The sequence below is a fragment of the Pantoea alhagi genome, from assembly GCF_002101395.1.
Lineage (GTDB): Bacteria > Pseudomonadota > Gammaproteobacteria > Enterobacterales > Enterobacteriaceae > Mixta > Mixta alhagi.
The window spans coordinates 1,559,008-1,583,981 of sequence record NZ_CP019706.1 but is presented as its reverse complement, the minus strand read 5'-3'; the positions used below and the strand labels follow the sequence as shown (position 1 = coordinate 1,583,981).

Sequence of the window (24,974 nt, the reverse complement as noted above, 5' to 3'; positions counted from 1 at the left end):
ATTTACTCCCCACGCAGCAGGTCAACATAATGGCGCGTCACGGCCACCAGATCGTCACCCTGGAGCGGAAACTCAATACCGCGCGGCACGTTACCGGGCAGCAGGTTTAACAACTCTCGCCAGCTGTTATCGGCATCGTCGAGCGCAATAGCACGCCAGCTGTCGCTATGAGGTACAGCCGCTTTCACATGAATATAGCTGACATGAGGTGCCAGGCGACGCGCTGCGGCCACGGCATCATCACCGGTCCACTGCCAGTTGGCCATATCAAAGGTCATCTCAAAATGAGTATGCGGCTGCTCAAAGAAAGGCGCGATGGCCGCAAGCGTACCGTATTCGGTCTGATCGTTTTCCACCACCAGGCTGACATTGCTGACAGGCAGCGTGATCTCTGTGCCCGGCTGATAAGGACCCAGCGACACTTTCAGCCGCTGCGCGCGCAACTGCTCTGCCTCATGCAGATAGCGTTCCAGCAGTGGATTCACCCTGCCGCCTTCGACAAATAACGCATCGGGAACAGAATAAGAGGCTTTCAGCCGATGTTCAGCAACGGCTTCAGCCAGCTGTGGCAGGCTTTGCAGCTCGGATTCCGCCAACAGTTCACGCCGGATTTCTACGCCGTCAGCACCCGCTTCAGCGATGACGGGTAATAACGCCAGTTGACCACCCAGCTCGGTGACTTTTTGATGACCGTACGCAGCGGTCACGATAATAATTTCTGGTTTCATCTTTTCCTCCGGGCTACAGCATGTGAACCCGCCTAAAGAAAAGCTAATTGGAACCGGTTCCAAAGCAAAGTTGGAAAGTATGGAATTATGATCGCGCTCACGATGTAAGCTATTTTGTTCCACGAATCATCTGATTTGTCACAGAAGGGGCTCCCGACGCAACAAGCTGTGCTGGCCGGGATAGAAAATGAATTAACCTAAAGCACGGCTGGAGCCGCGGATCACTAACTCGCCGCTGAATGCCTTCTCTTCAATAGTTGTGGCTTCGCCTTCAATACGCTGGATCACCCGCTCCAGCGCCGCATAACCAATCTGCCAGGTGGGCTGCCTGAGCGTAGTAATGCCGTCGCCCGCCAGCTCAGCCCACTCCAGTTCGTCAAAGCCCAGCAAGCCGATTTGCTGGCCCCAGTTCAGGCCCAGCCGTCGCAATGAGCGCGCTACCTGCAGCGTCAACGCGCCGTTAGCCACCAGCAATGCTGCAGGCTGTTGAGCATGGCGCTGGTAAAAGTCATCGATAATACGATCCATGGCGCTGGCGTCGCTGAGCGCCGCCTCTGCATTTTCACTGATGATGGTTGTATGACGCGCACAAACCTGGCGGAACGCCTGCAGGCGCTCCAGACGGGTATTAACCAGACCAAGCGGCTCACTGAGAAACAGCAACGCCCGGTAGCCGTTCTTCACTAAATGCTCGGTTGCAACGGTCGCCGCCTGGACATTATCCAGCCCGACCACGTCACAGGAAAAATCAGGAATTTTGCGATCGATCAGCACCATCGGCAGCAGCGACTGCTGTAGGCGATTCAGCGCATCTTCGCGCATCCCGACGGCGTTCACCACAATACCTTCCACCTGATAGCTGCTGAGCAACTGCAAATAGTGTTGTTCCTGATCGATTTCGTTATTGGTATTACAAACCAGCAGTGTAAAGCCATGAGCGCGGCAGGCCGCCTCAATACCGCACAACACATCCACTGAATAGGGATTGGTAATATCGGCGATAATCAGTCCGATAAGACGGGTGCGTCCTCGTTTCAGGCCGCGTGCCATTTGATTAGGGCGATAATTAAGCGCGGCGATCGCCTGCTCAATCCGCTGTTTCAGATCTGGCGAAAGCGCATGCTGCTCGCCGTTGAGGTAACGGGAAACGCTGGTTTTGCCGGTTTTTGCCACTCGGGCAACATCACTAATGGTGGCGCGTATAGCCTTTTGCTTCATCTCTTTCTTCACTCCGCGAATTCGATGAGAGACTAACACAGCTTACTGTTGGGAGTTAGCATCAGGACAGGAACGGTGAAAAGGGGGAAGCGTACAGATAAAAGGGGGCTACGGCCTGCCTGCCCCCTGAAGCTGTGTTATGACAGCGGGCTAAGCGTAATTTCAACGCGACGGTTTTGCGCTTTGCCTTCTTCTGTGCTGTTGGAAGCGATTGGGTTATCCGGGCCCATGCCGCCGGTGCGTAGGCGATTGCTGGCAACGCCCTGCAGGATCAGCGCGCTGGCGACGCTATCGGCACGCTGTTGCGACAGACGCATATTCAGCGCGCGCGTACCGGTGCTGTCGGTATAGCCAACCACGTTAACGGCGGTTTTCGGATACTCTTTCAGTACCATCGCAACACCGGTCAGCGTCTCCGCGCCCGCAGGTTTTAGTGTGCTGCTGCTGCTGTCGAAGGTGACATTATTCGGCATATTCAGAATAATGTTATCTCCGCTGCGCGTTACGCTAACGCCGGTGCCGCGCATTTTGTCACGCAGTTTGGCTTCCTGCACATCCATATAGTAACCCAGACCGCCACCCAGCGCTGCGCCGGACGCTGCGCCAATCAGCGCGCCCTTGCCGCGATCTTTTTTCGACGAAGAGAGCACGCCAACGCCTGCGCCAACCAGCGCCCCCATACTTGCGCCGATACCCGATTTCCCTGCCTGCGACTCCCCGGTGTAAGGGTTAGTGGTGCAGCCGGAAAGGGCTACGGCCCCGCTCAATAACAGTGACAAGGCAATAATATTTTTTTTCATCTTCTATCCTGTAAAAACCAAATAACAAGCGCACCCGCTTAAAGCGGCCATTATGCCGCGTAGTACTTCAGGAAATATCCAGGAATTTCCTCAGATTTATAAAGATTCAGCGCGGCTGATTATCAGGATGGCGGAAACAGGTCGTTATGTGGTCATTAACCAGTCCGCAGGCCTGCATAAAGGCGTAACAGATGGTGGAGCCGACAAATTTAAAGCCGCGCTTTTTCAGCGCTTTCGACAGAGAGATCGAAACCAACGTCTGGGCGGGAACGGCGGCGCCATCGGCAAAATGGTTAATTTGCGGTTGCCCATCAACAAACGACCAGATAAAACGCGAGAAATCCTCGCCGTTTTCCTGCATTGCCAGATAAGCGCGCGCGTTGGTTACGATGGCATTGAGCTTGGCACGATGGCGAATCAGCCCGCTGTTTTGCATCAGGCGATCGATATCGCTTTCGTTCATTAACACCACTGCATGCGGGTCGAACTGATAAAAGGCGGCGCGGTAGTTTTCTCGTTTTTTCAGCACCGTAATCCATGACAGCCCCGCCTGCTGCCCCTCCAGACAGAGCATTTCAAACAGTATCCTGCTTTGGGTTTGCGCAATGCCCCATTCGTGGTCGTGATAGGTTTGATAAAGCGGATCGGTTGAAACCCAGCCACATCGTTGCATCTGTACCTTCCTGTCCGGTCAGTCTGATCGAGACTGGCAGCTTATCATGCTGCCGCCCGGCGTTTTTAACGCATGAAATGAGAAATATGGTTATTTAGCACGCATATAATCAGCGCGCTAATTATTTTCAGGGAAATTTCATGTCCGACGATATAAAAATTATTGCTGTAAAATTTGCTGGCTTTTTTGGCTGCGCGATCTTTCTTGCGTTGATGATGGGGTTGGTTTTTATTGATGTGAACTGGATGAACGATGCGCTGCATGAGACGTCGTTTACCGAAATTTTTCAGGAAATCCAGCTGGCGGTGATTGCCCTGATGTTCTTTGGTCAGGCGTTCAGGCAGAAAAATCTGCGCTACAGCCTGTTGCTGATTGGCGGCTTCTTTACCTGTATGCTGATCCGCGAAATGGATTTTCTGTTTGATCGCATCCACCACGGTACCTGGGTCTGGCTGGCGCTATCCGTGGCGCTTATCTGCATCTGGCGAGCCGTGCTGCATCCCTCCGCCACGCTCTCCGGGCTGGTTCATTTCCTCCACCATCCCAGCTGGAATATGATGGCTGCGGGCCTGCTGACGATTTTAATTTTTTCACGTTTGTTTGGCATGCATGAACTGTGGGAAACGCTGATGCTCGACGGCTATAACCGCACGGTAAAAAATATGGCGGAGGAGGGCACGGAACTGCTGGGATACAGTTTTTGTCTGCTTGCCAGCCTGCGTTACCTTTGGGATTTACGCTACGTGAAACAGGAAAAAATCGGCATCGCCTGGCAGTCTCAGTATTAAGCAACAGGCGATTCCAGGCGCTAAACTTGATAGAATAGCGCCTGTTTTGGCGGCTACGGCAGCCAGTTACGTTTTGCCTGCAACAGAATCCGGAAATCACCATGTCTGTCAAGATCTTAACCTCAACTGTCATTGGCCTCGACGCGTTTCGCCAGGATCCGATCGGCGCGCTTTCTGCCGCAGGTGCAGGAGCGGTTGCCGTGTTCGATAATAATGCGCCGGTGCTGTATGCGGTAACTCCTGACCGGCTGGCACAGCTTCTGGCGCTGGAAGCGGCGGCACGCCAGCCGCAAAGCGATGTGACGCTGGATGAACAGCTCTATAATGATACGCTGACGCACCCGGTTTCAGTGCCGGTCGGCAAGTTTATGATGTACCCGGGCTGGCGACCGGACGCCGATTTTCAGCGCCAGGCCGCCATCTGGGGCATTGCGCTAAGCGAGCCGGTTACGCCCGCCGAGCTGGCCGCCTTTATCACCTGGTGGCAGGCTGATGGACGTCCTTTCCATCATATGCAGTGGCAGCAGAAACTGGCGCGCAGCGTCCAGCAGAGCCGGGCCGTTAACGGCAGCAGAGCGCAGCGCGATGTTAATCAGCTGCCTGAACCCGATCACACAATCCCTGATGGTTTCCGAGGTGAATAATGAAAACGCCCGCTGAGTTATTTAACCGTCTGCAACGGATGATGCCGGCCCATATCAAGCCTAAATTCCAGAACGGCGAAGAGCTGCTGGCCTGGAATCAGGAGCAGGGTCGCCAGCGTTCGGAGGCGATTGCGCGTGAAAATCGGGCGATGAAAATGCAGCGTATTCTGGGTCGCTCCGGCATCCGCGAGCTGCATATGAACTGCTCGTTCGATAACTATCGGGTAGAAAACGAAGGGCAACGTAAAGCGCTGGAACAGGCACGCCGTTATGCTGATGAGTTTGATCACAGTATCGCCAGCTTTGTGTTTTCTGGCCGTCCCGGCACCGGGAAAAACCATCTGGCGGCGGCGATTGGTAACCACCTGATTTTGCGCGGTAAAAGCGTGCTGATCGTGACGGTTGCCGACCTGATGTCGATCATTAAAGGCACCTTCAACGGCGACAGCGACCGCACCGAAGAACATCTGCTGCACGATTTCAGCACCGTGGATCTGCTGGTGATTGATGAAATCGGGATGCAGACGGAATCACGCTATGAAAAGGTCATTATCAACCAGATCGTTGATCGTCGCTCCTCTTCCAAACGTCCAACCGGCATGCTGACCAATCTCGATCACAGCAATATGGTTAAGCTGCTGGGCGAGCGCGTGATGGACCGCATGCGTCTGGGGCAAAGCCTGTGGGTGAACTTCAACTGGGATAGTCATCGCGGGCGTATTACCGGCAACGAATATTAAGCTTTACGCCTGCGCGCACCGGCGCGGGCGCTTTTCCTCTTCTGCGCTGCCCCAACTTCGTCAATTATTGTAAACTGGACGCTCACCTGTCAGGCTACCGCTCGTCTGCGCCCGGGATCCCTTTCTAAAACAACATCGCCGGGACCCTTTTCGGCGTTCTCGTCCGTGCTGCCTGTTTCATCATTGCACTTAGGATGATTATGGCTTCACCTGCTGAATCGCTGTTACAGCACCGCTCGTTTGTTGCGTTCTGGCTGGCGCGCACCTGCTCCAGTTTTGGTTTCCAAATGCTGTCAATAATTGTCGGCTGGCAAATTTACGCTATTACCGGTAAAGCCTTCTACCTTGGGCTGATCGGGCTGGTGCAGTTTCTGCCCTCCGTGACGCTGGCGCTCTGGGCCGGTCATATTGCCGACCAGCGCGATCGACGTCGTATCGTCTTTTTTTCCCAGTTAGTTGAATGGCTGGCGATTGTGGCGTTAACGCTGCTAACCCTGCTGCATCACAACGACGTCTGGACGATTCTGGCGCTGGTCTTCGTGCTGTCGGTAGCGAAAGTCATGGAAGCGCCTGCCATGCAGTCTATGCTGCCAGCGCTGGTACCGCCGCGCCTGTTGGCCCGGGCTACCGCTGCCAGCGCCGTTGGCGGCCAGGCGGCCATGATTATGGGACCGGCGTTGGGGGGGCTGCTGTATGTGGCGGGCGCGCAGGTGGTCTATATGGTCACCGGCCTGCTCTATTTACTCTCTATCGTAATGGTAAGCCGTCTGCGCTATGAGCAGACGCCACCGCCGCGTACGCCCGCTACGCTTTCTACGCTGTTTGCCGGCGTGCGTTTTATTCGCGAACGTCCTGACGTGCTGGGCGTGATTTCGCTGGATCTTTTTGCTGTGCTGCTGGGCGGCGCGACCGCGCTGTTGCCAATTTATGCGCATGACATTTTACACACCGGCCCGCTTGGGTTAGGGCTGTTGCGTGCCGCGCCAGCGGTAGGCGCACTGCTGGTGGGATTCTGGCTTAGCCATCGTGCGCTGGAGCGTCATGTGGGGATGATCATGTTTATCTGCGTGGCAGGCTTCGGTGCGGCAACGCTGCTTTTCGCGCTATCCACCTGGTTCTGGTTATCCATGCTGGCGCTGTTTGCAACCGGCGGCTTCGATATGGTCAGCATGGTAATTCGCGGCGCGCTGGTGCAGCTTGATACGCCAGATGAGATGCGCGGACGCGTTAACGCGGTGAACTCAATATTTATCAATACCTCTAACCAGCTGGGAGAATTTGAGTCAGGGATGCTGGCCGCCTGGCTGGGAGTCGTGCCGGCTGCAGCGATCGGCGGTATCGGCACGCTGGTGGTGGTGGGATTATGGATGCACTGGTTCCCGGGGCTGCGTCGCCGTCAACGTCTTGAAAATGAGGTGGCGTGATGATTGTTCGTCCCCATCAGCACTGGTTCTTCCGCCTGTTCGTGTGGCATGGATCGGTGCTGCCCGATATTTTGTTCCGGCTGAGCCTGAACCTGATCATGTCAGTTATCGCGGTTATCTGTTTTCACTGGTATGAGCGTATCGGCATTCATTTGACGACCGCGCCATTCAGCCTGCTGGGTATCGCGATCGCGATCTTTCTTGGCTTTCGTAATAATGCCAGCTATGCGCGCTATACCGAAGCGCGTCAGCTGTGGGGAACGTTGTTGATTACCCAGCGCTCGCTGCTGCGTCAGGTGAAAAGCGTGTTGCACGATGAACAGCATATTCTTCTGTTCAGCAAATTGCTCATTGCCTTTGCCTGGAGCATGAAGCATCAACTACGGCATACCAGCCCGCAGGCTGATTTACGCCGCCTGGTGCCTGAGCCATATTTAGCGCAGGTTGAGGCCAGCCCCCAGCCCACCAACCGTCTGCTGTTATGCATGGGCCACTGGCTGGGCGAGCAACGCCGCGCCGGGCAGATAAGCGATCTGCTTTACACCAGCATTGATGCCAATCTCAACCGGCTGTCGGAAGTGCTGGGCGGCTGCGATCGCATCGCCAATACGCCGATTCCCTTTGCCTATACGTTGATTCTGCACCGTACGGTTTACCTGTTTTGCACGCTGCTGCCGTTTGCGCTGGTGGCCGATTTGCATTATCTGACGCCGCTGGTATCGGTATTTATCTCCTACACCTTTTTATCGCTGGAGTCCCTGGCGGAGGAGCTGGAGGACCCCTTTGGCACTTCGGCTAATGATTTGCCGCTTAGCGCTCTGTGTAACGGCATTGAAATTATTCTGTGTGAAATGCTCGATCGACCCGGACCAGAAAGGATACGCCCGGATGCAAACTGTGTGCTGACGTAACTTTATCTGGCTGCCTGCCTTCTCTGCTGGCTGCCCGCCTTCTCTGCTGGCAGCCAGACGGGCACCGTTACAGCCAGATCAGTGGGATGCCGGAAGATATTTATTTATCAAATTGGTTACTGATATTTAACAATTCAGTGACTTTACTTTTTTATCCTTGACTGCCCTGTTCTGGCGGCAATAAGTGAAATTAAACGCTTCATCTCCTGTTAATGGCCTCTCTTTGCTCAAAGCCTCGCTTTTTATTGGTAAATTTCCTAAAGCGTGGCTTAACCAAGTCGATAACCCTACATCGTCCCAGTTTTTAACATAAAGGTGAGCTATGAGCGGTTTGGCGGCGTTGGTGGCAGGTTTTAATAATTTAAGCGTGGGTAAGAAACTCACATCTGGTTTTATTCTGGTGCTCTTGATCATGGTTGTGATTGCGGGAGCCGGTATTAAAGGCTTTGACAATACCCAGACGGATGCGCAAAAACAGCAAATTATCGTAAACATGGTGCAGCAGCTTAATGTGGCTCGCCTTAACCGCACGCTTTATCAATATACCGGCGAAAGCCGCTACAGCACTGAAAATACGCAGGCTTTACAGCAGGTAAAACAGCTGGGGCAGTCACTTTACCAGTTTAGCTGGCACCCTGAAGGGAAAGCGAAGCTGGATATGATGAAACAGGTAACAGAAAGCTACCTTACGCAGCGAGACAGTTTTGTCAGCGCAGTTAATCAGCGTAGCGCGCTGTTAAAAGAGATGAATATTCATACGCTGGCTGATTATGGTCGCAGCAGTGAAGCGCTATCTGGCCAGGTGGCTACCGATGCGGGCATCGTACTGGCGGCTTCTCGTCTGGAAAGTGCTATTCAGCATGCGTTGAAAGCCTGGCCAGACTTCATTGCTAAGCCGGATGAGGCGCAAAAAGCCAATATCGTGAATAAGCTCAGCGCGGTAACCCAGCGCGCCGAGCTGCTGAAAAGCCATCTGACGAGCGGTGAAACCAGCTGGGTTGCCGGGTTAATACTGGATACGGCGCGCCTGAGCGCAACGCTGGATAGTTATCAGACTGCTTTTTCTCATCAGGAGAGTCAGTCCGCCGGGTTGACCGCCATGGCAGGAAAACTGAATGCTGCGGTCAACGATCTCTACGAGGGACAGATGGCGAATGTGACGAACACCATTACGCAAGCCAATGTCATTATGTATGGCGCGGCGATACTGGGCGTGCTCGCAGGATTAATCATCGCCTGGCGAATTACGCGCAATATTACCCAGCCGTTACGTGAAACCTTGCAGGTAGCCAACCAAATTGCCGCAGGCGATCTGACTGCCCATATCGATACGCAGCGAGGCGATGAGCCAGGCCAGTTAATGCAGGCGGTAGGCCGCATGAACCAGAACCTGAAAGAGATTATCGTTCAGGTGCGTCAGGGGGTAGATAACGTGGCGCGCGCCTCGGCAGAAATCGCCGCCGGAAATATCGATCTCTCTTCACGTACCGAGCAGCAGTCGGCGGCGGTGGTGGAAACGGCCGCCAGTATGGAACAGCTTACTTCTACCGTGAAACAGAACGCAGAAAATGCGCATCAGGCCAGCAGCCTGGCGCAGGAAGCGACGCTGAATGCCGGACGTGGCGGTAAAATCGTGCAGGATGTGGTGATAACGATGGAAGAGATCAGCACCAGCTCGCGCAAAATTGCCGACATCATCAATGTGATTAACGGCATCGCTTTCCAGACCAACATCCTGGCACTGAACGCAGCGGTAGAAGCCGCGCGCGCCGGTGAACAGGGACGTGGCTTTGCCGTGGTGGCGGGCGAAGTACGCAGCCTGGCCCAGCGCAGTGCAACGGCGGCCCGTGAAATCGAAGCGTTGATTAACCAGGCGGGTGAAAAGGTGAATAACGGTTCACGTCTGGTGAGCAGCGCCGGTCAGGCAATGGAAGATATTGTCCGTTCGGTCTCACAGGTGAGCAGCATCATGCATGAAATCGCCCACGCTTCTGAAGAACAGAACCGGGGGATTACGCAGATCGGTCAGGCGATGACGGAGATGGATACTACAACGCAGCAGAACGCCGTGCTGGTGGAAGAGTCTTCTGCTGCGGCCTCTTCGCTGGAAGAACAGGCGAGGCAGCTGGAACAGACGGTGGCCGTGTTCAAAACGGCCCCGCAGAGTGTTGCCACACGTAGTGCTGTTGCCCAGGAATCACGCTACGTTGTCGCTGCGAAAAAGCAGGCCGCGCCCGCCGCCGCCTGCGGTTGGGAGCAGTTCTGATTACAGGCTCCGCCTTCGGGCGGAGCCTTTACGTTGTGGCTGGCGGCTCCGGCATCACGCCTTTAGCCGTTGGCCACCGCTTTTGCCAGCGCATCTGGCTGCATCGGTGATACCGCCTGCACCAGCGATTCGCGCGTGATTTCTGCAATTGAGCGCGCGCCGGTTAAGGTCATAGCCACACGCATCTCTTTTTCTACCAGGTTCAGCAGGTTAGTGACGCCTGCTTCGCCCGCTGCCGCCAGTGCATAGAGAAAGGCTCTGCCCAGCAGGACCGTATCCGCGCCCAGCGCGATCATGCGCACCACATCCAGTCCGCTGCGCACGCCGCCATCGGCCAGAATCGCCAGCTCGCCCTTCACCGCATCCGCTATGGCCGGCAACGCCCGCGCAGAAGAGAGCACCCCATCCAGCTGACGTCCGCCGTGGTTAGAAACCACAATGCCATCGGCGCCGAAGCGCACCGCATCACGCGCATCTTCCGGATCGAGAATGCCTTTAATCACCATTGGGCCTTTCCAGAAATCACGGATCCATTCCAGGTCGCGCCAGGAGATCGACGGGTCAAAATTGTTGCCCAGCCAGCCAATATAATCTTCCAGTTTGGTCGGTTCGCCGCGATAGGCGGAGATGTTGCCCAGATCGTGCGGGCGACCATGCAGCCCGACATCCCAAGCCCATTGTGGATAGAGCGCCGACTGAATATAACGACGTATGGCTGCATTTGGACCGCTCATGCCGGAATGGGCATCGCGATAACGTGCGCCTGGTACCGGCATATCCACGGTAAATACCAGCGTCGAGCAGCCCGCCGCCTGCGCCCGTTCCAGCGCATTGCGCATAAAACCGCGATCGCGCAGCACATAAAGCTGGAACCACATCGGACGCTGGATAGCCGGGGCAACCTCCTCTATCGGGCAGAGAGATACGGTGGAAAGCGTAAAGGGAATGCCTTTTTTATCAGCTGCCCTGGCGGCCTGTACTTCACCCCGTCGCGCATACATGCCGCACAACCCTACCGGTGCCAGCGCCACCGGCATCGACAGGGTTTCGCCAAAAAGCCGGGTCTCCAGGCTCAGCGAAGACATATTGCGTAAAATCCGCTGGCGCAGCGCAATTTGCGCCAGATCTTCACTGTTGCGACGCATGGTATATTCGTCATAGGCGCCGCCGTCAGCGTAATGAAACAGAAAGGGCGGTACTTTAGCCCTGGCGGCGGCACGGTAATCTTTTGCTGATGAGATAATCACGGTTGTCCTCGCTTACTGTCCGGAATGCGCATACTGCGCGCCCGTCGCGCCTCTTCTTCATGCAGGTTACGCATGGTGGCGTCGACAAATTCAAGATGGTGGATAGTGACGCTGCGCGCGCGGTCGGCGTCGCCTGTCACGATAGCCTGACAGATCGCTTCATGCTGCACTGCCAGCTGACGGAAAATCTCCGGCGCGGTATACATCCGCTGGCGGCTCTGCATGACTGACGACTGCAGCAGATCAAACAGGCCGCGCATCGCCTGCAACAGCACCAGGTTATGTGATGCTTCAGCGATCGCCAGATGAAAACGTACGTCAGAATGGGCGGCCAGGTCAGGATCGTCACGGTCGCTGACCTGTAGCATCATTTGGCAGCAGCGCTGAATATGCGCCTTATCTTCCGGTGTGGCGCGCCGTGCCGCATGCCAGGCGGTGCTGGACTCAATCGCAACCCGCGCTTCCAGTACGTCATAGCGGTAACCTGGATCGTCAGCCAACAGCGTACTGAGCGGCATTACCAGCCGGGCAGAGGGCCAGTCGTCGCGCTGATCCGCCACAAAATTGCCGCCCCCGCGTCGGCTCATCAACGCGCCTTCGCCGATCAGCTTTTGTAGCCCTTCACGCAGCGAAGAGCGCGAAACCGCCAGCTGCTGCGCGAGCAGCCGCTCTGCAGGCAGTCTCGCACCAGGCTGTAAACCCTGTTCGGCGATAAACTGACGCAGCTGCTCTGCCAGCCGATCGGCCAGCCTTATTTCATCCGGCATCGGGGATCATCCATGGGAAAACCCAGGCCTGTAGCGAAGTAATCACCCCGATAATACAGGTAAAAATCAGGCTGTGTTTGACGGTAAAGCGGAAGAGATCGGCCTCCTTACCAACCAGCCCAACCGCCGCGCAGGCGATAGCGATCGACTGCGGTGAAATCATTTTGCCGGTAACGCCGCCGGTGGTATTAGCAGCGACCAGCAGCACTTCAGGCACGCCAATCTGTTGGGCGGTCGTAGCCTGTAGCGCGGCAAACAGCGCATTGGAAGAGGTATCAGAACCGGTAAGAAAAACCCCCAGCCAGCCAAGGAAAGGTGAAAAAAAGGTAAATGCGTTGCCGGTATGCGCCAGCGCCAGTGCCAGGGTGGTGGAGAGGCCCGAATAGTTGGAGACAAAAGCAAAGGCCAGTACCGCGCCGATAGAATAAATGGGTAATGCCAGCTCGCGCAGCGTCTCGGTAAAGGCGCTTACCGCCTGAGCGGGACGCATTTTTAACCAGATAATCGACAGCAGCGCAGCGATAAAAATTGCGGTACCGGTGGCAGAGAACCAGTCGAATTTGTAAATAGCGGCATAAGGCGTGGCGGCATTCACCACGGGTGGCATCTTAATCACCTGCTGATCGAGGAACGGCACGGCGAAGGTAAAAACCCAGTCATAAAACGCACCGCCGGAGGCAAACAATGCCTTAAACGGTGGGATACTCCACAGCGTGACGGTAATGGTTAAAAACAGGAACGGCATCCAGGCGCGGGTAATCTGCGCCGCGCTGTAGCGGGTAGCGCTGCGCGCGGAAGCGTCAGCGTTTTCCTGATTATCGAAGCGGAAAATACGTACCGGCTTCCAGACGCGCAAAAACAGCGTCAAACAGAGCAGAGAGACCAGAGCAGAAATCACATCCGGCAGCTCCGGCCCCAGAAAGTTAGAGGTCAGATACTGGGCGATAGCAAAAGATCCGCCGGAGACCATTACCGCAGGCCAGGTCTCTTTTACGCCGCGCCAGCCATCCATAATTGCCATCACCCAAAACAGCACAATCATGGTCAGGAGCGGCAGCTGGCGTCCGGCCATTTGGCTGATGGCCATCGCATCTATGCCGGTAACCTGCCCGGCGACAATAATCGGAATACCCATCGCGCCAAAGGCGACCGGTGCCGTATTGACAATCAGGCACAGCCCGGCGGCATAAACCGGTTTAAAACCCAGCCCGACCAGCAGCGCAGCGGTAATCGCCACCGGCGCGCCGAAGCCTGCGGCCCCTTCCAGAAAAGATCCAAAAGCAAAGCCGACGATCAGCATCTGCAACCGTTGATCTTCGGTAATAGAAAGAATGGAGTTACGAATAACTTCAAATTGTCCGGTTTTCACCGTGATTTTATAAACAAAAACGGCAGCAACAATAATCCAGGCGATAGGCCAGAGACCGTAGAGAAAGCCGTAAATGGCGGAAGCCAGCGCCCGATCGAGCGGCATACGATAAAACAGCAGGGCCACAGCCAGCGCGATTAACACGGTAATAGTGCCAGCGATATAGCCTTTCAGCCGCAGCCGCGTCAGGGCGAAAAAGAAAAACAGAATGGGAAGCGCGGCAATCAGGCTTGATAGCCAAATATTATCCAGCGGATCGTAGAGTTGCTGCCATGTTTGCATGCTTACGGTTCTCCTGAGCGTTACGCCTTGTTATCCGATACGGCGGAAAGCGATACCGCAGTCAGACTGGGCATAACCCATTGCTGGTCTGACCAAAAGGAATAGAGATGTTAAATTATTGTTTATCTGACGGTGAACAGAATGCAATCTTTGCTTAACGCTTTAATTTAATGGTGGAAGAAAAGTCACAAACAGCTGGTTTTGGTAGGACCAATTTGCAGGCATAAAAAAGCGGCAAGGGAAGTTTTCCTGCCGCCGTTAGGGTCTGCTGAAGTTTTGATAGCAAAAAAAAGCTTTCTGGTCAGAAAGCTGGCAAGTCACACAAGAGAGACATATTGTTTTTATATAGTAATATTGTAAGCGCGCGCTTTTCCGTTATTTTCGGACTGTCCACCTGCGGTATACAGCCCGGGCGACGCGGCAGATTTATTCAAAATTTTGCTGAAGCTTTGTAATTTCTTCATGTGAATATCAAGCAAATGGCTGGCTTGCAGATTCATGTCTCGTGCTTTTTGGGTTGACTGCAATATCCTGTTCCAGTGGCCCATCAGCGTCGGCTGTTGCTCATAGGGCGCCTGCAGATGTAGATCTTTTTCTGTCTGCTTCCTTTGTTCATCATGCCACGCCAGCGTAGCTAACAGGCTGCTTTTGATATCAGAGAGCTGTTGCAGCGCAACAGCATTAACCTGAGCATGGCTTAATTGCTTAATTTCCTCGGCCAGTACTGCGTCCAGTTCATTAAGCGTATCCTGTAGTTTAATCAGCGTCGTCAGTAAGGTTTGCATCATTATTTCTTTTATCGATCGTCGAGAATATTTTGCATCAGCACCTGAGCGATTTTTTCGTAATCCATTTTCAGTTCGCCGTTACGGATAGCATCTTTAATTTTTTCGACGCGATCCAGATTGATATCGCGCGAGTCATCGGCTTTGATCTGTTGCGTTAAGGCGCTGAGTTTGACATCAGTGCCTTTCTCAGACGTGGCATTTTCTTTTGGTGCGCTGTTAGCCAGATTCCGTTGAGCGAGCTTTACTTCCTGCTGAACATGGGCTGGCGTAACAAGTTGCGTTTTCAGCGTATGGTTAATGCTCATATTTTTTCTCCGAAACCTGGATGTTTACCTCTTGCGTTACTAATAATATCGGTGTTTTTACGGATACCTAAAGATGAAACTACAAATTTATCCGCACGCTACCGTCGTTATTAACGCTACCCGTTACCAGTTGACCACTTTTCATACGTACCCGCACAGGATCGTTAACTGCCGCATTATCCAGCGCTTTTCCTCTGGCCATGATATGAAAGCCGTTGCCATAAGCGATAACGTCTGTTTCTTCGCCACGATTGATACGCCAGCTTTTACGCAGCTGATTTTTTGTTAATGGCTGGCCGGTACGCACAGGGCGGGTTAAGACCGCGCCCTGAAGAGCGCTGGGTTGCATAACGAGATCTGCGGGCAAATTTGTCAGCGATCCGCTGCGCTGAATGAGATCGTCAGGGCCAAGCACACTGCCTTTTTTTAAATCCCTTGCCGCAACCCACCAGCTGCCTTCTGCTTCTATCCGCACCTGAAGGAAATGCTTTTTATTGCCGCAGCGGGCAACGACCGTTCTCTGGCCAGTCAGGCGCTGATTACCGCTCAGAGAAAGATGTGGATCGGCACATAGCGAAGCTAATTTCTCAGAAGATGTTAATAAAATTACATGGCGCGTGACATTGGCTGCGCTATTTTTTGAGGAGCCATTCACTAACGCATTAATTTTCTCTGTTAACGTATTTTTATCAGCCTGTACTGCAAACGTAAATAATATACAAAATAAAGTTAATAGTGTGCTTCGCCAAATATGACGTATTTTTTTCATACGCAACCAGCAGGGAAAGAAATCAGATTAAATTGATTTACTTGTTTTACGGAAAGGCAGTGTAACGCTATCCTGAAGTAAGTTAATGCGCTAAATAACGTCGCTTTTGTCGCTTATTAAAAATATTGAGGCGATATTTATATCATTTCATAAAATGGATAGAGATTTGTCTTGTTTTCGCGGTATAGATTATTTCTGATTCACTTTATAGTCTCTGCGTTAATCCCTATGTAGCAAATAAGGGCACTCTTTCCATGATGGATAAACTCGATAAGGCATTATATTTTCAGCAGGAAGCATTGAATTTACTGACCCGCAGGCAGGATATTTTAGCATCAAATATCGCTAACGCCGATACGCCGGGTTATTTAGCCAGGGATATCGACTTTTCTCAGCAGCTTAAAAAGGCTGTGGTGCAAGAACGCCATCAGGCACAATCTTTAACCCTTAGCCTGACGGAAAAACGACATATTCCGGCAGCCGCGCCTGTGCATAATCGGAACGAATTATTATATCGCGTTCCCGATCAGCCCAGCGCCGATGGCAATACCGTTGATATGGATCGTGAACGCGTTAACTTCATGGATAACAACATCAAATATCAAACCAGTTTAACCCTTCTCGGATCTCAAATTAAAGGGATGATGAGTCTTATCTCGCAAGGGTAATTATTATGTCTTTATTCAGCATATTTGATATTTCAGGTTCTGCAATGACGGCGCAGTCAAAAAGGCTAAATGTCAGTGCCAGTAATATGGCAAATGCCGATAGCCTGGCCGGCCCGGATGGTCAGCCTTATCGCGCGCGTCAGGTTGTTTTTCACGTTAATCAGGCGGCTGGCCAGGAAATTGGCGGTGTAAAGGTGAGCGACGTGATTGAAAGCGATGCGCCGGATCGTCTGGTCTATGAGCCGGGCAATCCGCTGGCAGACGCTAAAGGCTATGTGCATATGCCAAACGTCAACGTAGTGGGCGAAATGGTGAATACCATTTCCGCTTCGCGCAGTTATCAGGCCAACGTGGAAGTTATGAATACTGCCAAGGCAATGATGCTTAAAACGCTGACGCTGGGTCAATAAGGAGAGTTGAAATGGCCGTTTCGCCGGTAACCAGTACCTATGACGCTTCCAGTAGAAGCAACGGTACCAGCATCGAAGATATTACCAATAATTTTATGAACCTTCTCGTTGCGCAGATGCAGAACCAGGATCCTACCAATCCTATGGATAACAATCAGCTTACTTCGCTGATGGCGCAGTTTAATACCGCTTCGGGCGTTCAACAGTTGAACAGTACGCTGGGCAATGTCGGCACGTTGGTTAACAGTATGCAACAGATGAACGCGGCTCAGTGGGTGGGACGCGGTATCTATGTTGAAGGGGACAGTCGCGTTGCCTCTAACGATGATACCTTTGCTTTTTCCGTCAACAATGATGTCGATAAAGTCAGCGTGGTTTTAACCGACCAGTCCGGCAACGTCTACACCGCTGACTTAAAAGATGTCGAAGCGGGTGTGCATAAATTTACCCTTGATGATTTAAGCGGTTTCCAGCCGTCTGAGCCGGGATTTGATAACAAAGAGATCTATAAAGTCTCCTATACCGCCGCCAGTCAGGATGGTTCTACTCCAAAAATTATCTCATTAAAACACGCCAAAGTAGAAAGCGTCTCCTTTACCTTGTCCGGTGCAGTATTGCAGCTGGGGCTGGGCGGCAGCGCCACTTTGGGCGAAGTTTATTTGATTGAGTAATGTCTATTTCAGCGTTGAATGTTAGCGACCAGGAAGGTTACGTATGAGTTTTTCACAGGGTCTTAGCGGACTGAATGCGGCTTCACAAGCTTTAGATGTTGTTGGTAATAATATCGCCAACTCCCAGACCATCGGCTTTAAATCGGGCTCTATCTCATTTGCCGATGTTTTTGCCGGTTCGCAAATCGGTATGGGCGTACAGGTTTCTGGCGTCAGGCAGAATTTTAGCGACGGTGTGCTGGGACAGGGTACCGGCAGTCTGGATATGGGGATTCAGGGAAACGGTTTTTTCCGTTTGGTGAACCAGGCCGGTCAGGTGTTTTATAGCCGCAACGGCCAGTTCAAAACCAATGAAAATGGTTACATCGTCAATGATACGGGAATGTTGTTAACCGGTTATCAGGCCAGCGGAACGCCGCCGACCATTCAGCCGGGCGCGGCGATTGGTCCAATCCAGATCCCAACCGAACAGATGCCGGCGCGAGCTTCTGACAGCGGCTCGATGAAAGGGAATCTTGATTCAGGCGCGAAAATTATTGACCCGGAACTCGAATTCGATCCGAAAGACAGCAATACCTACAGCTCAGTAAATAAGATTGACGCTTATGACAGCCTGGGTAACCGTCATGAAATTAACGTTTACTTCGTTAAAACAGCTGATAACAAATGGAAAGTTTATACCAATGATAGTACCGCGGAGGTCGTTGATGGAGCAGGCAAGGTACAGTATCAGGAGATAGATATCGCGTTTGACAGCGCTGGCCAACTCACGACCAAACCGGCCAGAGTACCGATCGTCGGTGCCGCCTATAACGGCGCGGAAGCACTGGGATTCGAGCTGGACATAACCGGCATGACCCAGCAGGCCAGCGAAACGGCAATGGAAAGTCCGAGCACTTCTGGCTATGCGCCAGGTAAGTTAAATGGTTATACCGTGGGCAACAACGGACAAATTATCGCCTCTTACAGCAATGGTCAACAGCAGCCGTTGGGGCAGGTGGTGCTGGCGAACTTTACCAATGCTGGCGGCCTGGCCTCAAGCGGCAATAACGCCTGGACCGAAACGCCATCTTCAGGTCAGCCGGTCGTGGGTATCGCCGGAAGCGGCAACCTGGGCAATCTGTATGGTAATAAGGTTGAAGCGTCCAATGTCGATTTGAGTCAGGAAATGGTCAATATGATCATTTTCCAGCGCAACTATCAGTCCAACTCACAGACGATTAAAACACAGTCTGAATTGTTACAGACATTGGTTAATCTTGGCTAGTGGCGGACTGATATGGATCGTGCAATTTACACCGCAATGGGCGCGGCGAATGCCGCGTTAAATCGTCAGGCCGTTACGGCAAATAACCTGGCGAATGTTTCTACTAACGGCTTTCGCGCTCAGCTAACGGCTTATCGTGCGGTACCGGTTAACGGTCCCGGAGATGCGACGCGCGTTCTCTCCACGGAATCTACGCCTTATAACGACTACACCATGGGATCGGTTAATCAGACCGGTCGCAGTCTGGATGTAGCAATGCCGCAAAACGGCTGGCTGGCGGTTCAGCTTCCGGACGGCAGCGAGGCCTATACGCGCGACGGTAATATCGAAGTCGACAGCGAAGGGCAGCTGCGCATTAAAGGCTACCCGTTGATGGGCGACGGCGGACCGCTTGAAATCCCGCCGCAGGCGCAGGTTACCATTGCACCGGACGGCTCTGTCACCGCTTTAGGGGCGGGTGATGAACCGACCGCATTGGCCCAGATTGGGCGATTGAAGATGGTTACGGCACAGCCTTATCTGCTTCGTCACGGCGATGACAGCCTGTTTCATGTCGATCCCACCGTGGATGAAAACCCGGTATTGCCTGCCGACCCGGCGCTGAGGCTGATGCCCGGCGCGCTTGAGAGCAGCAATGTCAGCCCGGTCAAAGCGATGGTGGATATGATCGCCACGGCACGCGGTTTTGATATGCAGATGAAAGTGATCTCAGCCGTCGACGATAACGAAAAAAATGCCAACCAACTGCTTAGCATAAGTTAATAAAGGCAAGGAGAAGCCACTCATGATGCACGCCTTATGGATTGCCAAAACCGGTCTGGAAGCGCAGCAGACCAATATGGATGTCATTACCAATAACCTGGCCAACGTGAGCACCAACGGCTTTAAACGCCAGCGTGCGGTATTTGAAGATTTGCTTTATCAGACCCTGCGTCAACCGGGCGCACAGTCTTCAGAGCAGACCACCATCCCTTCTGGCTTGCAAATCGGTACCGGTGTGCGTCCGGTGGCGACGGAACGTATTCATAGTCAGGGCGGCATGACGCAAACCAGTAATGCGAAAGATGTCGCTATCAGCGGACAGGGTTTCTTTCAGGTGCTGATGCCGGATGGCACCACGGCCTATACCCGCGACGGCGCGTTTCAGATCGATCAGAACGGGCAACTGGTCACCTCAAATGGTTACCCCATTCAGCCAGCGATTACCCTGCCACAGGATGCAGGCACGCTAACCGTGGGCAGTGATGGTCTGGTCAGCGTAACCCAGGCAGGACAAACGGCGCCGCAGCAGGTAGGACAGCTGACGCTGGCAACCTTTATCAATGATTCCGGACTGGAGAGCATTGGTGAAAATCTGTATCGCGAAACCCAGTCTTCCGGCGCACCGAATGAAACCACGCCGGGCATGAACGGCGCGGGCGCACTGAAACAGGGCTATGTGGAAACCTCAAACGTCAACGTGGCGGAAGAGCTGGTCAATATGATCCAGACGCAGCGCGCGTATGAAATCAACAGCAAGGCGGTGACCACTTCCGATCAAATGCTACAGCGCCTGGCGCAGCTCTGACGGTAACGGACCCGGGTTGCAGCCATTAGCGCCGCTGCCCTTTTTAACTGCTTTTACGTAGTGAATATCATGATAAATCCGCCTGACTTTGCGTTGCCCGGGGCGCATCAAGATGCCGCTCACCGTGCTGTTTTTCTCTGCTTAGCCCGTTTGCCAACGCTGCTTATCGCCGGCGCGTTGCTGGCAGGCTGCGCGGATATAACACATAAACCTCTGGTAGATGGGATAACCAGCGCCAGCCCAATGCAGACGATGCCGGGAACGGACAATGGATCGATTTTTCAGGCTGGTCAGGCGATGAATTATGGCTACCAGCCTCTGTTTGAAGATCGTCGACCGCGCAACATCGGCGATACCCTGACCATCTTGCTGAAAGAAAACGTCAGTGCCAGCAAAAGCTCTTCTGCTAATGCCTCAAAAGATGGCTCTACCGGGCTGGGCTTTAGCGCCATGCCGCGCTTTATGAGCGGCCTGTTTGGCAGCGACCGGGCAGAAACGGCTATTGAAGGCAGCAACGAGTTCAGCGGTAAAGGCGGAGCCGCTGCCAAAAACACCTTTAGCGGCACCATTACCGTTACCGTGCAGCAGGTGCTGGAAAACGGCAACCTGAGAGTGGTGGGCGAAAAACAGATCGCCATTAATCAGGGCACTGAATTCATTCGTTTTTCAGGCGTAGTGAACCCCCGCACTATCAGCGGTAGCAACACGGTGGTCTCTTCGCAGGTTGCTGATGCGCGTATTGAATATGTCGGCAGCGGCTACATCAACGAGGCTCAACAAATGGGCTGGTTGCAGCGTCTGTTCCTTAACCTCTCTCCTTTTTAGCAGGCTGACTATGAGAATTTCATCTTCCCTCTTTTGTCTGCATGGGCTCTGTTTCAGCCTGGCTCTGCTGCTAATACCGCCAGGCTACGCCGAGCGAATCCAGGATTTGACGACGCTGCAGGGCGTACGCAGCAACTCACTGCTTGGCTATGGGCTGGTGGTAGGGCTGGACGGTACTGGCGATCAGACCATGCAAACGCCGTTTACCACGCAAAGTTTAAACAATATGTTGTCGCAGCTGGGTATTACCGTGCCGAGCGGCACCAATATGCAGCTAAAAAATGTGGCGGCGGTGATGGTAACCGCTGATCTGCCGCCCTTTGCCCGCGCCGGTGAAAAAATCGACGTGGTAGTTTCCTCGATGGGAAATGCGAAAAGTCTACGCGGCGGTACGCTGTTAATGACGTCCCTTAAGGGCGTGGATAACCAGATTTATGCACTTGCGCAGGGCAACCTGTTAGTTTCCGGCGCAGGCGCGCAAAGCGGCGGCAGTCGGGTGCAGGTTAACCAGCTCAACGGCGCGCGCATTAGCGGCGGCGCTACCGTTGAGCGCGAAGTGCCGACGCAGTTTGGTCTGGAAAATGTGCTGAGGCTGCAGCTAAAAGAAGAGGACTTTGCGCTGGCCCAGCGCATCAGTGATGAGATCAACCATCGCTACGGCGCAGGTACCGCAATGGCGGAAAACGCCCGCGTCATCAAGTTATTCGCTCCCAGCGACAATACGGAAAAAGTGCGCTTTATCGCACGTATTCAGAACCTCTCCGTCAAAACCGGCCCCCGGGAAGCGCGCGTGGTGGTTAACTCACGCACCGGTTCCGTGGTGATCAACCGCCACGTTACGCTGGAAGCATGTGCTGTAGCGCAGGGCGATCTTACGGTAGAGATTTCCCGCAGCAATCAGGTCAGCCAGCCGGATACGCCGCTGGCCGGAGGCGAAACGGCTGTGGTGCCGGATACGCAAATCTCATTACGTGAGCAGAATGGCGCTTTGCAGAAAGTGAATACCAGTGCCGATTTGAATGCGGTTATCAGGGCGCTGAACGGCCTGGGCGCCACGCCAAACGACCTGATGTCGATCCTGCAATCGATGAAAAGCGCGGGCTGCTTACGTGCGCAACTGGAGATGAACTAATGAAAAGTACCGCTTTCATGCAGGGCGCCGCTTTTGACACCGCATCTCTGGATTCATTAAAGCATCTGGTCAAACAGGATGCGCAACGCGGCTTACAGGCCGCAGCGCAGCAAATGGAAGGGCTGTTTGTTCAGATGATGCTGAAGAGCATGCGGGCTGCCAGCTTCAAAGATGGCTTGTTTAACTCGCAGCAGTCAGAAATGTTTACCGCTATGTACGATCAGCAACTGTCCCAGGATATGGCGGCTCACGGGAAAATTGGACTGGCTGACGTCATGGTACAACAGTCTGGCGGCGTTCCAACGATAACCACAGGCGGTACGCCAGCCGAATTTTCCTCACGTCAGCTTCCTGCCGGGCGGACATTCTTCCCACCGCCTGCCGCCAGCATGGCAGCCCCTGTCGGGCAAGCAACGCTGGCCGCGTCAGGCGGCGGATTTATTTCGCGCCTGTTAGCGCCTGCGGTAGAAGTTTCTCGTCAGACGGGCATCCCGCATCAATTAATACTTGCACAGGCTGCGCTTGAATCGGGCTGGGGAAATAAAGAAATACCTCGGGAGAATGGTCAGCCAAGCTATAACCTGTTTGGGGTAAAAGCGACACCGGGCTGGAAAGGTGAAACCACAGAAATAACCACAACAGAATATATTAACGGCGTAGCGAAAAAAGTGAAGGCAGCATTTCGGGTTTACCATTCTTATACCGATGCGTTGCACGATTACAGCAAATTACTCATCAATAATTCACGCTACCAGAATGTTACGCTGGCTAAAACGCCGGAACAGGCAGCACAAGCGCTACAGGATGGCGGATATGCAACCGATCCACAATATGCAAAGAAATTGATCGGCATCATTCAACAAATTAAAAATAGCCTAACACAGGCGGCAAATGCTTATAAAGTTGACCTGACATCAATATTTTAGCAGCAGAAATTTTAGAGATTTTAACTTACGCCGATAAATATAATAGTCTCTATTTATTCCGATTTTCTCAGAAATTTCGCACACATGGAATGCGGGTAATTTATGAATCTCTTGTATCTGGCACAAAGCGGACTGAGTGCCGCTCAGGCAGCATTAAACGTTGTAGGTAGTAACATGAATAATGTTGCTACAGAGGGATATAGCCGTCGGAATATTATTCTGGGCGAGGCAGGGGGAAAAACAACAGCAAATGGCTTCTTTGGCTATGGAGTTCAGGTTAACAGTGTAAAACGTGCTTATGATGGTTTTATTAATAATCAGCTGCGCGGCGCGCAAACATCTTATAGCACTTTGTCCAGCCGTTATGAACAGCTTAGTCAAATCGATAATATGCTGGGCGACAAAAGCAGCAATGTTTCCGTTTCTCTTAATAATATCTTTGGCGCACTGGAAAAAATAAGCAGCGACCCGGTAAGTATGGCCGCGCGTCAGGAAGCCATGTCGCAATTTAAATCAACCGCCTATCAGTTTCAAAGCAACGCGCGCACGCTTAACGGGCTGGAAAAAAGTACTAACACCCAAATTAACCAGACCGTGACCGATATTAACTCCTGTGCCAAAGCACTGGCGACGGTTAATGAGGCGCTCTATAAATCTCATGCACAAACCGGCGGACAGCCTGCAGACCTGCTTGATAAGCGCGATATGCTGCTGAATGAGTTAAGCAAACTGGTCGGCGTCAAGGTAGATGAAAATCAGCTGACCGGCGAAGTCAATGTTGCACTTTCCAATGGGCTGCCGTTGGTAAGCGGCGATCGTACCTGCCTGTTTGAAACGGCGCCTTCCGCAGCCAATCCTGCACAGCTGGAAGTCTCTTATATCGACGCTTCCGGCAATACCATCAAGCTGGATGAAGAGAAGATCAGCAGCGGAAAGCTGGGCGGCCTGTTCAAATTCCGCAACGAGGATCTGGTTGATGCCCGCGATCAGCTTAATCAGCTGGCGCTGCAGATGGCGAATCGTTTTAACGAAGTGAATAAAGCCGGTTTTGACAGTAATGGCGAAGCTGGCACAGATATTTTCACTATTGTCGATCCAATGGCCTTAGTAAATCGTAATAACCAGGGTGATGCCACGCTTGATATCAGCTTCAGCGATATCTCACAGGTTAAGGTACAGGATTACACGCTGGTATATGAAGGACCAGGCGCCAGTGACTGGTTAATCACTGACAGCAGCGGCATGAAAATTACCCCCGAAATCGGCGAGCAGGGCGAACTCACTTTTGATGGCATTACTATTCAGCCACAGGGCACGCCTGAGGCAGGCGACAGCTTTATTTTCAATTCCGCAGACGGCGTAGCTGAAAATATTGCGGTGGCGATCAAAGCTGGCGATAAAATTGCTGCCTCAAGCTCCGGCGAGAATGAAGAAGAAAGCAATAACGAAAATATCAAAGATATGATCGCTATTAAAAATGAGGCGCTGATTGGCAAGGCAACGTTAATTGAAGCATATGCCAGCCTGGTGAGTTCAGTAGGTTCTTCAGTTAATGATCTCAAAGAAAAAAAGCAAGTTGCGGAATATGTTCAGGATCAGTTTGCCCTGCAGCGTCAGGAAATAGTGGGCGTTAATACCGAAGATGAAGTTATTTATCTGCAAATGTATACCCAGTATTACCAGGCCAATGCACAGGTATTACAAACTGCAACCACTATTTTTGATGCAATTTTAAATATCCGATAATATTATTTTTTTTGGCCACCAGAAGCCAGGGGAAAAAAGGAAG

The 24,974-nt window shown here is 52.9% G+C and carries 27 protein-coding genes; 16 read left to right on the top strand and 11 right to left on the bottom strand.

Features of this window, described 5'->3' with window-relative positions; genetic code table 11:
* Positions 1 to 2: 2 nt before the first annotated feature.
* The 4 genes from B1H58_RS07405 to B1H58_RS07390 all read right to left on the bottom strand — a co-directional run bounded on the left by B1H58_RS07405 (position 3) and on the right by B1H58_RS07390 (position 3,419).
* Positions 3 to 728, bottom strand: coding sequence for a sugar phosphate isomerase/epimerase family protein (locus B1H58_RS07405; protein WP_085069107.1), 726 nt, complete (start codon positions 726 to 728; stop codon positions 3 to 5).
* Between the two features lie 192 nt (positions 729 to 920).
* Positions 921 to 1,946: a LacI family DNA-binding transcriptional regulator gene (locus tag B1H58_RS07400; protein ID WP_085069105.1), complete on the bottom strand. Its 1,026-nt coding sequence runs from the start codon at positions 1,944 to 1,946 to the stop codon at positions 921 to 923.
* Between the two features lie 137 nt (positions 1,947 to 2,083).
* Positions 2,084 to 2,746, bottom strand: a complete 663-nt coding sequence (locus B1H58_RS07395; protein ID WP_085069103.1) for an OmpA family lipoprotein — start codon at positions 2,744 to 2,746, stop codon at positions 2,084 to 2,086.
* Positions 2,747 to 2,852: 106 nt separating this feature from the next.
* Complete coding sequence (locus B1H58_RS07390) at positions 2,853 to 3,419, bottom strand: DNA-3-methyladenine glycosylase I (protein WP_085069101.1); 567 nt, start codon at positions 3,417 to 3,419, stop codon at positions 2,853 to 2,855.
* A 140-nt stretch (positions 3,420 to 3,559) separates the two neighbouring features.
* Between B1H58_RS07390 and B1H58_RS07385 the strand changes: the two genes are divergently transcribed.
* The 5 genes from B1H58_RS07385 (at position 3,560) to B1H58_RS07365 (ending at position 7,926) form a co-directional block, all read left to right on the top strand.
* Positions 3,560 to 4,207 (top strand): hypothetical protein, encoded by a 648-nt coding sequence (locus tag B1H58_RS07385; protein WP_085069099.1) that lies wholly within the window; start codon positions 3,560 to 3,562, stop codon positions 4,205 to 4,207.
* A 101-nt stretch (positions 4,208 to 4,308) separates the two neighbouring features.
* A complete protein-coding gene (gene dnaT, locus B1H58_RS07380; RefSeq protein ID WP_085069098.1) occupies positions 4,309 to 4,851 on the top strand; it encodes a primosomal protein DnaT in 543 nt (180 codons plus the stop codon).
* Positions 4,851 to 5,591: a DNA replication protein DnaC gene (gene dnaC, locus B1H58_RS07375; protein ID WP_085069096.1), complete on the top strand. Its 741-nt coding sequence runs from the start codon at positions 4,851 to 4,853 to the stop codon at positions 5,589 to 5,591. Before dnaT ends, dnaC begins: the two co-directional genes overlap by 1 nt.
* A gap of 200 nt (positions 5,592 to 5,791) precedes the next feature.
* Positions 5,792 to 7,015: an MFS transporter gene (locus B1H58_RS07370; protein WP_237172461.1), complete on the top strand. Its 1,224-nt coding sequence runs from the start codon at positions 5,792 to 5,794 to the stop codon at positions 7,013 to 7,015.
* The gene (locus B1H58_RS07365) at positions 7,015 to 7,926 is read left to right on the top strand and encodes a bestrophin family protein (protein ID WP_085069092.1); all 912 of its coding nucleotides are present in this window, start codon (positions 7,015 to 7,017) and stop codon (positions 7,924 to 7,926) included. Before B1H58_RS07370 ends, B1H58_RS07365 begins: the two co-directional genes overlap by 1 nt.
* A 126-nt stretch (positions 7,927 to 8,052) precedes the next feature.
* Here the strand turns inward: B1H58_RS07365 and B1H58_RS20815 are convergent, their stop codons facing one another.
* Complete coding sequence (locus B1H58_RS20815) at positions 8,053 to 8,340, bottom strand: hypothetical protein (RefSeq protein ID WP_167373271.1); 288 nt, start codon at positions 8,338 to 8,340, stop codon at positions 8,053 to 8,055.
* Here B1H58_RS20815 and B1H58_RS21200 point away from each other — a divergent pair.
* Positions 8,249 to 10,192 (top strand): methyl-accepting chemotaxis protein, encoded by a 1,944-nt coding sequence (locus B1H58_RS21200; RefSeq protein ID WP_085069090.1) that lies wholly within the window; start codon positions 8,249 to 8,251, stop codon positions 10,190 to 10,192. The two genes, B1H58_RS20815 and B1H58_RS21200, sit on opposite strands and share 92 nt — an antisense overlap.
* Before the next feature lie 62 nt (positions 10,193 to 10,254).
* Here B1H58_RS21200 and lldD read toward each other — a convergent pair whose 3' ends face one another.
* The 6 genes from lldD to flgA all read right to left on the bottom strand — a co-directional run bounded on the left by lldD (position 10,255) and on the right by flgA (position 15,719).
* Positions 10,255 to 11,439, bottom strand: a complete 1,185-nt coding sequence (gene lldD / locus B1H58_RS07355) for an FMN-dependent L-lactate dehydrogenase LldD (RefSeq protein WP_085069088.1) — start codon at positions 11,437 to 11,439, stop codon at positions 10,255 to 10,257.
* Positions 11,436 to 12,206, bottom strand: a complete 771-nt coding sequence (gene lldR, locus B1H58_RS07350; RefSeq protein ID WP_085069086.1) for a transcriptional regulator LldR — start codon at positions 12,204 to 12,206, stop codon at positions 11,436 to 11,438. The genes lldD and lldR overlap by 4 nt, the downstream gene beginning before the upstream one ends.
* Complete coding sequence (gene lldP, locus B1H58_RS07345; RefSeq protein WP_085069084.1) at positions 12,196 to 13,857, bottom strand: L-lactate permease; 1,662 nt, start codon at positions 13,855 to 13,857, stop codon at positions 12,196 to 12,198. Before lldP ends, lldR begins: the two co-directional genes overlap by 11 nt.
* A 341-nt stretch (positions 13,858 to 14,198) precedes the next feature.
* Entirely contained in the window at positions 14,199 to 14,645 is a 447-nt protein-coding gene (locus B1H58_RS07340) for a flagella synthesis protein FlgN (protein ID WP_085069082.1), read from the bottom strand.
* Positions 14,646 to 14,653: 8 nt separating this feature from the next.
* Positions 14,654 to 14,950 carry a flagellar biosynthesis anti-sigma factor FlgM gene (flgM, locus tag B1H58_RS07335; RefSeq protein WP_085069080.1) on the bottom strand — a complete coding sequence of 99 codons (297 nt, stop codon included), beginning with the start codon at positions 14,948 to 14,950 and terminating at the stop codon, positions 14,654 to 14,656.
* A 79-nt stretch (positions 14,951 to 15,029) separates the two neighbouring features.
* Positions 15,030 to 15,719, bottom strand: coding sequence for a flagellar basal body P-ring formation chaperone FlgA (flgA, locus tag B1H58_RS07330; RefSeq protein ID WP_085069078.1), 690 nt, complete (start codon positions 15,717 to 15,719; stop codon positions 15,030 to 15,032).
* 254 nt (positions 15,720 to 15,973) lie between these two features.
* On the opposite strand from flgA, the gene flgB reads away from it, so the two are divergent.
* The 10 genes from flgB to flgK all read left to right on the top strand — a co-directional run bounded on the left by flgB (position 15,974) and on the right by flgK (position 24,931).
* Positions 15,974 to 16,387 (top strand): flagellar basal body rod protein FlgB, encoded by a 414-nt coding sequence (gene flgB / locus B1H58_RS07325; RefSeq protein ID WP_085069076.1) that lies wholly within the window; start codon positions 15,974 to 15,976, stop codon positions 16,385 to 16,387.
* Between the two features lie 5 nt (positions 16,388 to 16,392).
* Positions 16,393 to 16,797 carry a flagellar basal body rod protein FlgC gene (flgC, locus tag B1H58_RS07320; protein ID WP_085069074.1) on the top strand — a complete coding sequence of 135 codons (405 nt, stop codon included), beginning with the start codon at positions 16,393 to 16,395 and terminating at the stop codon, positions 16,795 to 16,797.
* Positions 16,798 to 16,808: 11 nt separating this feature from the next.
* Positions 16,809 to 17,468 (top strand): flagellar hook assembly protein FlgD, encoded by a 660-nt coding sequence (locus tag B1H58_RS07315; RefSeq protein WP_085069072.1) that lies wholly within the window; start codon positions 16,809 to 16,811, stop codon positions 17,466 to 17,468.
* 43 nt (positions 17,469 to 17,511) lie between these two features.
* Positions 17,512 to 18,735, top strand: coding sequence for a flagellar hook protein FlgE (gene flgE, locus B1H58_RS07310; RefSeq protein WP_085069070.1), 1,224 nt, complete (start codon positions 17,512 to 17,514; stop codon positions 18,733 to 18,735).
* Between the two features lie 12 nt (positions 18,736 to 18,747).
* Positions 18,748 to 19,497, top strand: a complete 750-nt coding sequence (locus tag B1H58_RS07305) for a flagellar basal body rod protein FlgF (RefSeq protein WP_085069068.1) — start codon at positions 18,748 to 18,750, stop codon at positions 19,495 to 19,497.
* Positions 19,498 to 19,519: 22 nt separating this feature from the next.
* Entirely contained in the window at positions 19,520 to 20,302 is a 783-nt protein-coding gene (gene flgG, locus B1H58_RS07300) for a flagellar basal-body rod protein FlgG (protein ID WP_085069066.1), read from the top strand.
* 69 nt (positions 20,303 to 20,371) lie between these two features.
* The gene (locus B1H58_RS07295; RefSeq protein WP_085069064.1) at positions 20,372 to 21,127 is read left to right on the top strand and encodes a flagellar basal body L-ring protein FlgH; all 756 of its coding nucleotides are present in this window, start codon (positions 20,372 to 20,374) and stop codon (positions 21,125 to 21,127) included.
* A gap of 10 nt (positions 21,128 to 21,137) precedes the next feature.
* Positions 21,138 to 22,259 (top strand): flagellar basal body P-ring protein FlgI, encoded by a 1,122-nt coding sequence (locus B1H58_RS07290; RefSeq protein WP_085069062.1) that lies wholly within the window; start codon positions 21,138 to 21,140, stop codon positions 22,257 to 22,259.
* The gene (gene flgJ, locus B1H58_RS07285; protein WP_085069060.1) at positions 22,259 to 23,185 is read left to right on the top strand and encodes a flagellar assembly peptidoglycan hydrolase FlgJ; all 927 of its coding nucleotides are present in this window, start codon (positions 22,259 to 22,261) and stop codon (positions 23,183 to 23,185) included. The genes B1H58_RS07290 and flgJ overlap by 1 nt, the downstream gene beginning before the upstream one ends.
* Positions 23,186 to 23,287: 102 nt before the next feature.
* Positions 23,288 to 24,931 (top strand): flagellar hook-associated protein FlgK, encoded by a 1,644-nt coding sequence (gene flgK / locus B1H58_RS07280; protein WP_085069058.1) that lies wholly within the window; start codon positions 23,288 to 23,290, stop codon positions 24,929 to 24,931.
* The last annotated feature ends 43 nt before the right edge of the window (positions 24,932 to 24,974 follow it).

Coding starts and splice junctions, on each gene's coding strand:
- flgG (WP_085069066.1), top strand. CDS start 19,520: ATGATGCACGCCTTATGGATTGCCAAAACCGGTCTGGAAGCGCAGCAG.
- flgC (WP_085069074.1), top strand. CDS start 16,393: ATGTCTTTATTCAGCATATTTGATATTTCAGGTTCTGCAATGACGGCG.
- flgM (WP_085069080.1), bottom strand. CDS start 14,950: ATGAGCATTAACCATACGCTGAAAACGCAACTTGTTACGCCAGCCCAT.
- B1H58_RS07340 (WP_085069082.1), bottom strand. CDS start 14,645: ATGATGCAAACCTTACTGACGACGCTGATTAAACTACAGGATACGCTT.
- B1H58_RS07400 (WP_085069105.1), bottom strand. CDS start 1,946: ATGAAGCAAAAGGCTATACGCGCCACCATTAGTGATGTTGCCCGAGTG.
- B1H58_RS07390 (WP_085069101.1), bottom strand. CDS start 3,419: ATGCAACGATGTGGCTGGGTTTCAACCGATCCGCTTTATCAAACCTAT.
- B1H58_RS07405 (WP_085069107.1), bottom strand. CDS start 728: ATGAAACCAGAAATTATTATCGTGACCGCTGCGTACGGTCATCAAAAA.
- flgJ (WP_085069060.1), top strand. CDS start 22,259: ATGAAAAGTACCGCTTTCATGCAGGGCGCCGCTTTTGACACCGCATCT.
- B1H58_RS21200 (WP_085069090.1), top strand. CDS start 8,249: ATGAGCGGTTTGGCGGCGTTGGTGGCAGGTTTTAATAATTTAAGCGTG.
- B1H58_RS07315 (WP_085069072.1), top strand. CDS start 16,809: ATGGCCGTTTCGCCGGTAACCAGTACCTATGACGCTTCCAGTAGAAGC.
- B1H58_RS07290 (WP_085069062.1), top strand. CDS start 21,138: ATGAGAATTTCATCTTCCCTCTTTTGTCTGCATGGGCTCTGTTTCAGC.
- flgE (WP_085069070.1), top strand. CDS start 17,512: ATGAGTTTTTCACAGGGTCTTAGCGGACTGAATGCGGCTTCACAAGCT.
- B1H58_RS07370 (WP_237172461.1), top strand. CDS start 5,792: ATGGCTTCACCTGCTGAATCGCTGTTACAGCACCGCTCGTTTGTTGCG.
- lldP (WP_085069084.1), bottom strand. CDS start 13,857: ATGCAAACATGGCAGCAACTCTACGATCCGCTGGATAATATTTGGCTA.
- flgA (WP_085069078.1), bottom strand. CDS start 15,719: ATGAAAAAAATACGTCATATTTGGCGAAGCACACTATTAACTTTATTT.
- B1H58_RS07365 (WP_085069092.1), top strand. CDS start 7,015: ATGATTGTTCGTCCCCATCAGCACTGGTTCTTCCGCCTGTTCGTGTGG.
- dnaC (WP_085069096.1), top strand. CDS start 4,851: ATGAAAACGCCCGCTGAGTTATTTAACCGTCTGCAACGGATGATGCCG.
- B1H58_RS07385 (WP_085069099.1), top strand. CDS start 3,560: ATGTCCGACGATATAAAAATTATTGCTGTAAAATTTGCTGGCTTTTTT.
- flgB (WP_085069076.1), top strand. CDS start 15,974: ATGATGGATAAACTCGATAAGGCATTATATTTTCAGCAGGAAGCATTG.
- B1H58_RS07395 (WP_085069103.1), bottom strand. CDS start 2,746: ATGAAAAAAAATATTATTGCCTTGTCACTGTTATTGAGCGGGGCCGTA.
- B1H58_RS07295 (WP_085069064.1), top strand. CDS start 20,372: ATGATAAATCCGCCTGACTTTGCGTTGCCCGGGGCGCATCAAGATGCC.
- lldR (WP_085069086.1), bottom strand. CDS start 12,206: ATGCCGGATGAAATAAGGCTGGCCGATCGGCTGGCAGAGCAGCTGCGT.
- B1H58_RS07305 (WP_085069068.1), top strand. CDS start 18,748: ATGGATCGTGCAATTTACACCGCAATGGGCGCGGCGAATGCCGCGTTA.
- dnaT (WP_085069098.1), top strand. CDS start 4,309: ATGTCTGTCAAGATCTTAACCTCAACTGTCATTGGCCTCGACGCGTTT.
- flgK (WP_085069058.1), top strand. CDS start 23,288: ATGAATCTCTTGTATCTGGCACAAAGCGGACTGAGTGCCGCTCAGGCA.
- B1H58_RS20815 (WP_167373271.1), bottom strand. CDS start 8,340: ATGATCAAGAGCACCAGAATAAAACCAGATGTGAGTTTCTTACCCACG.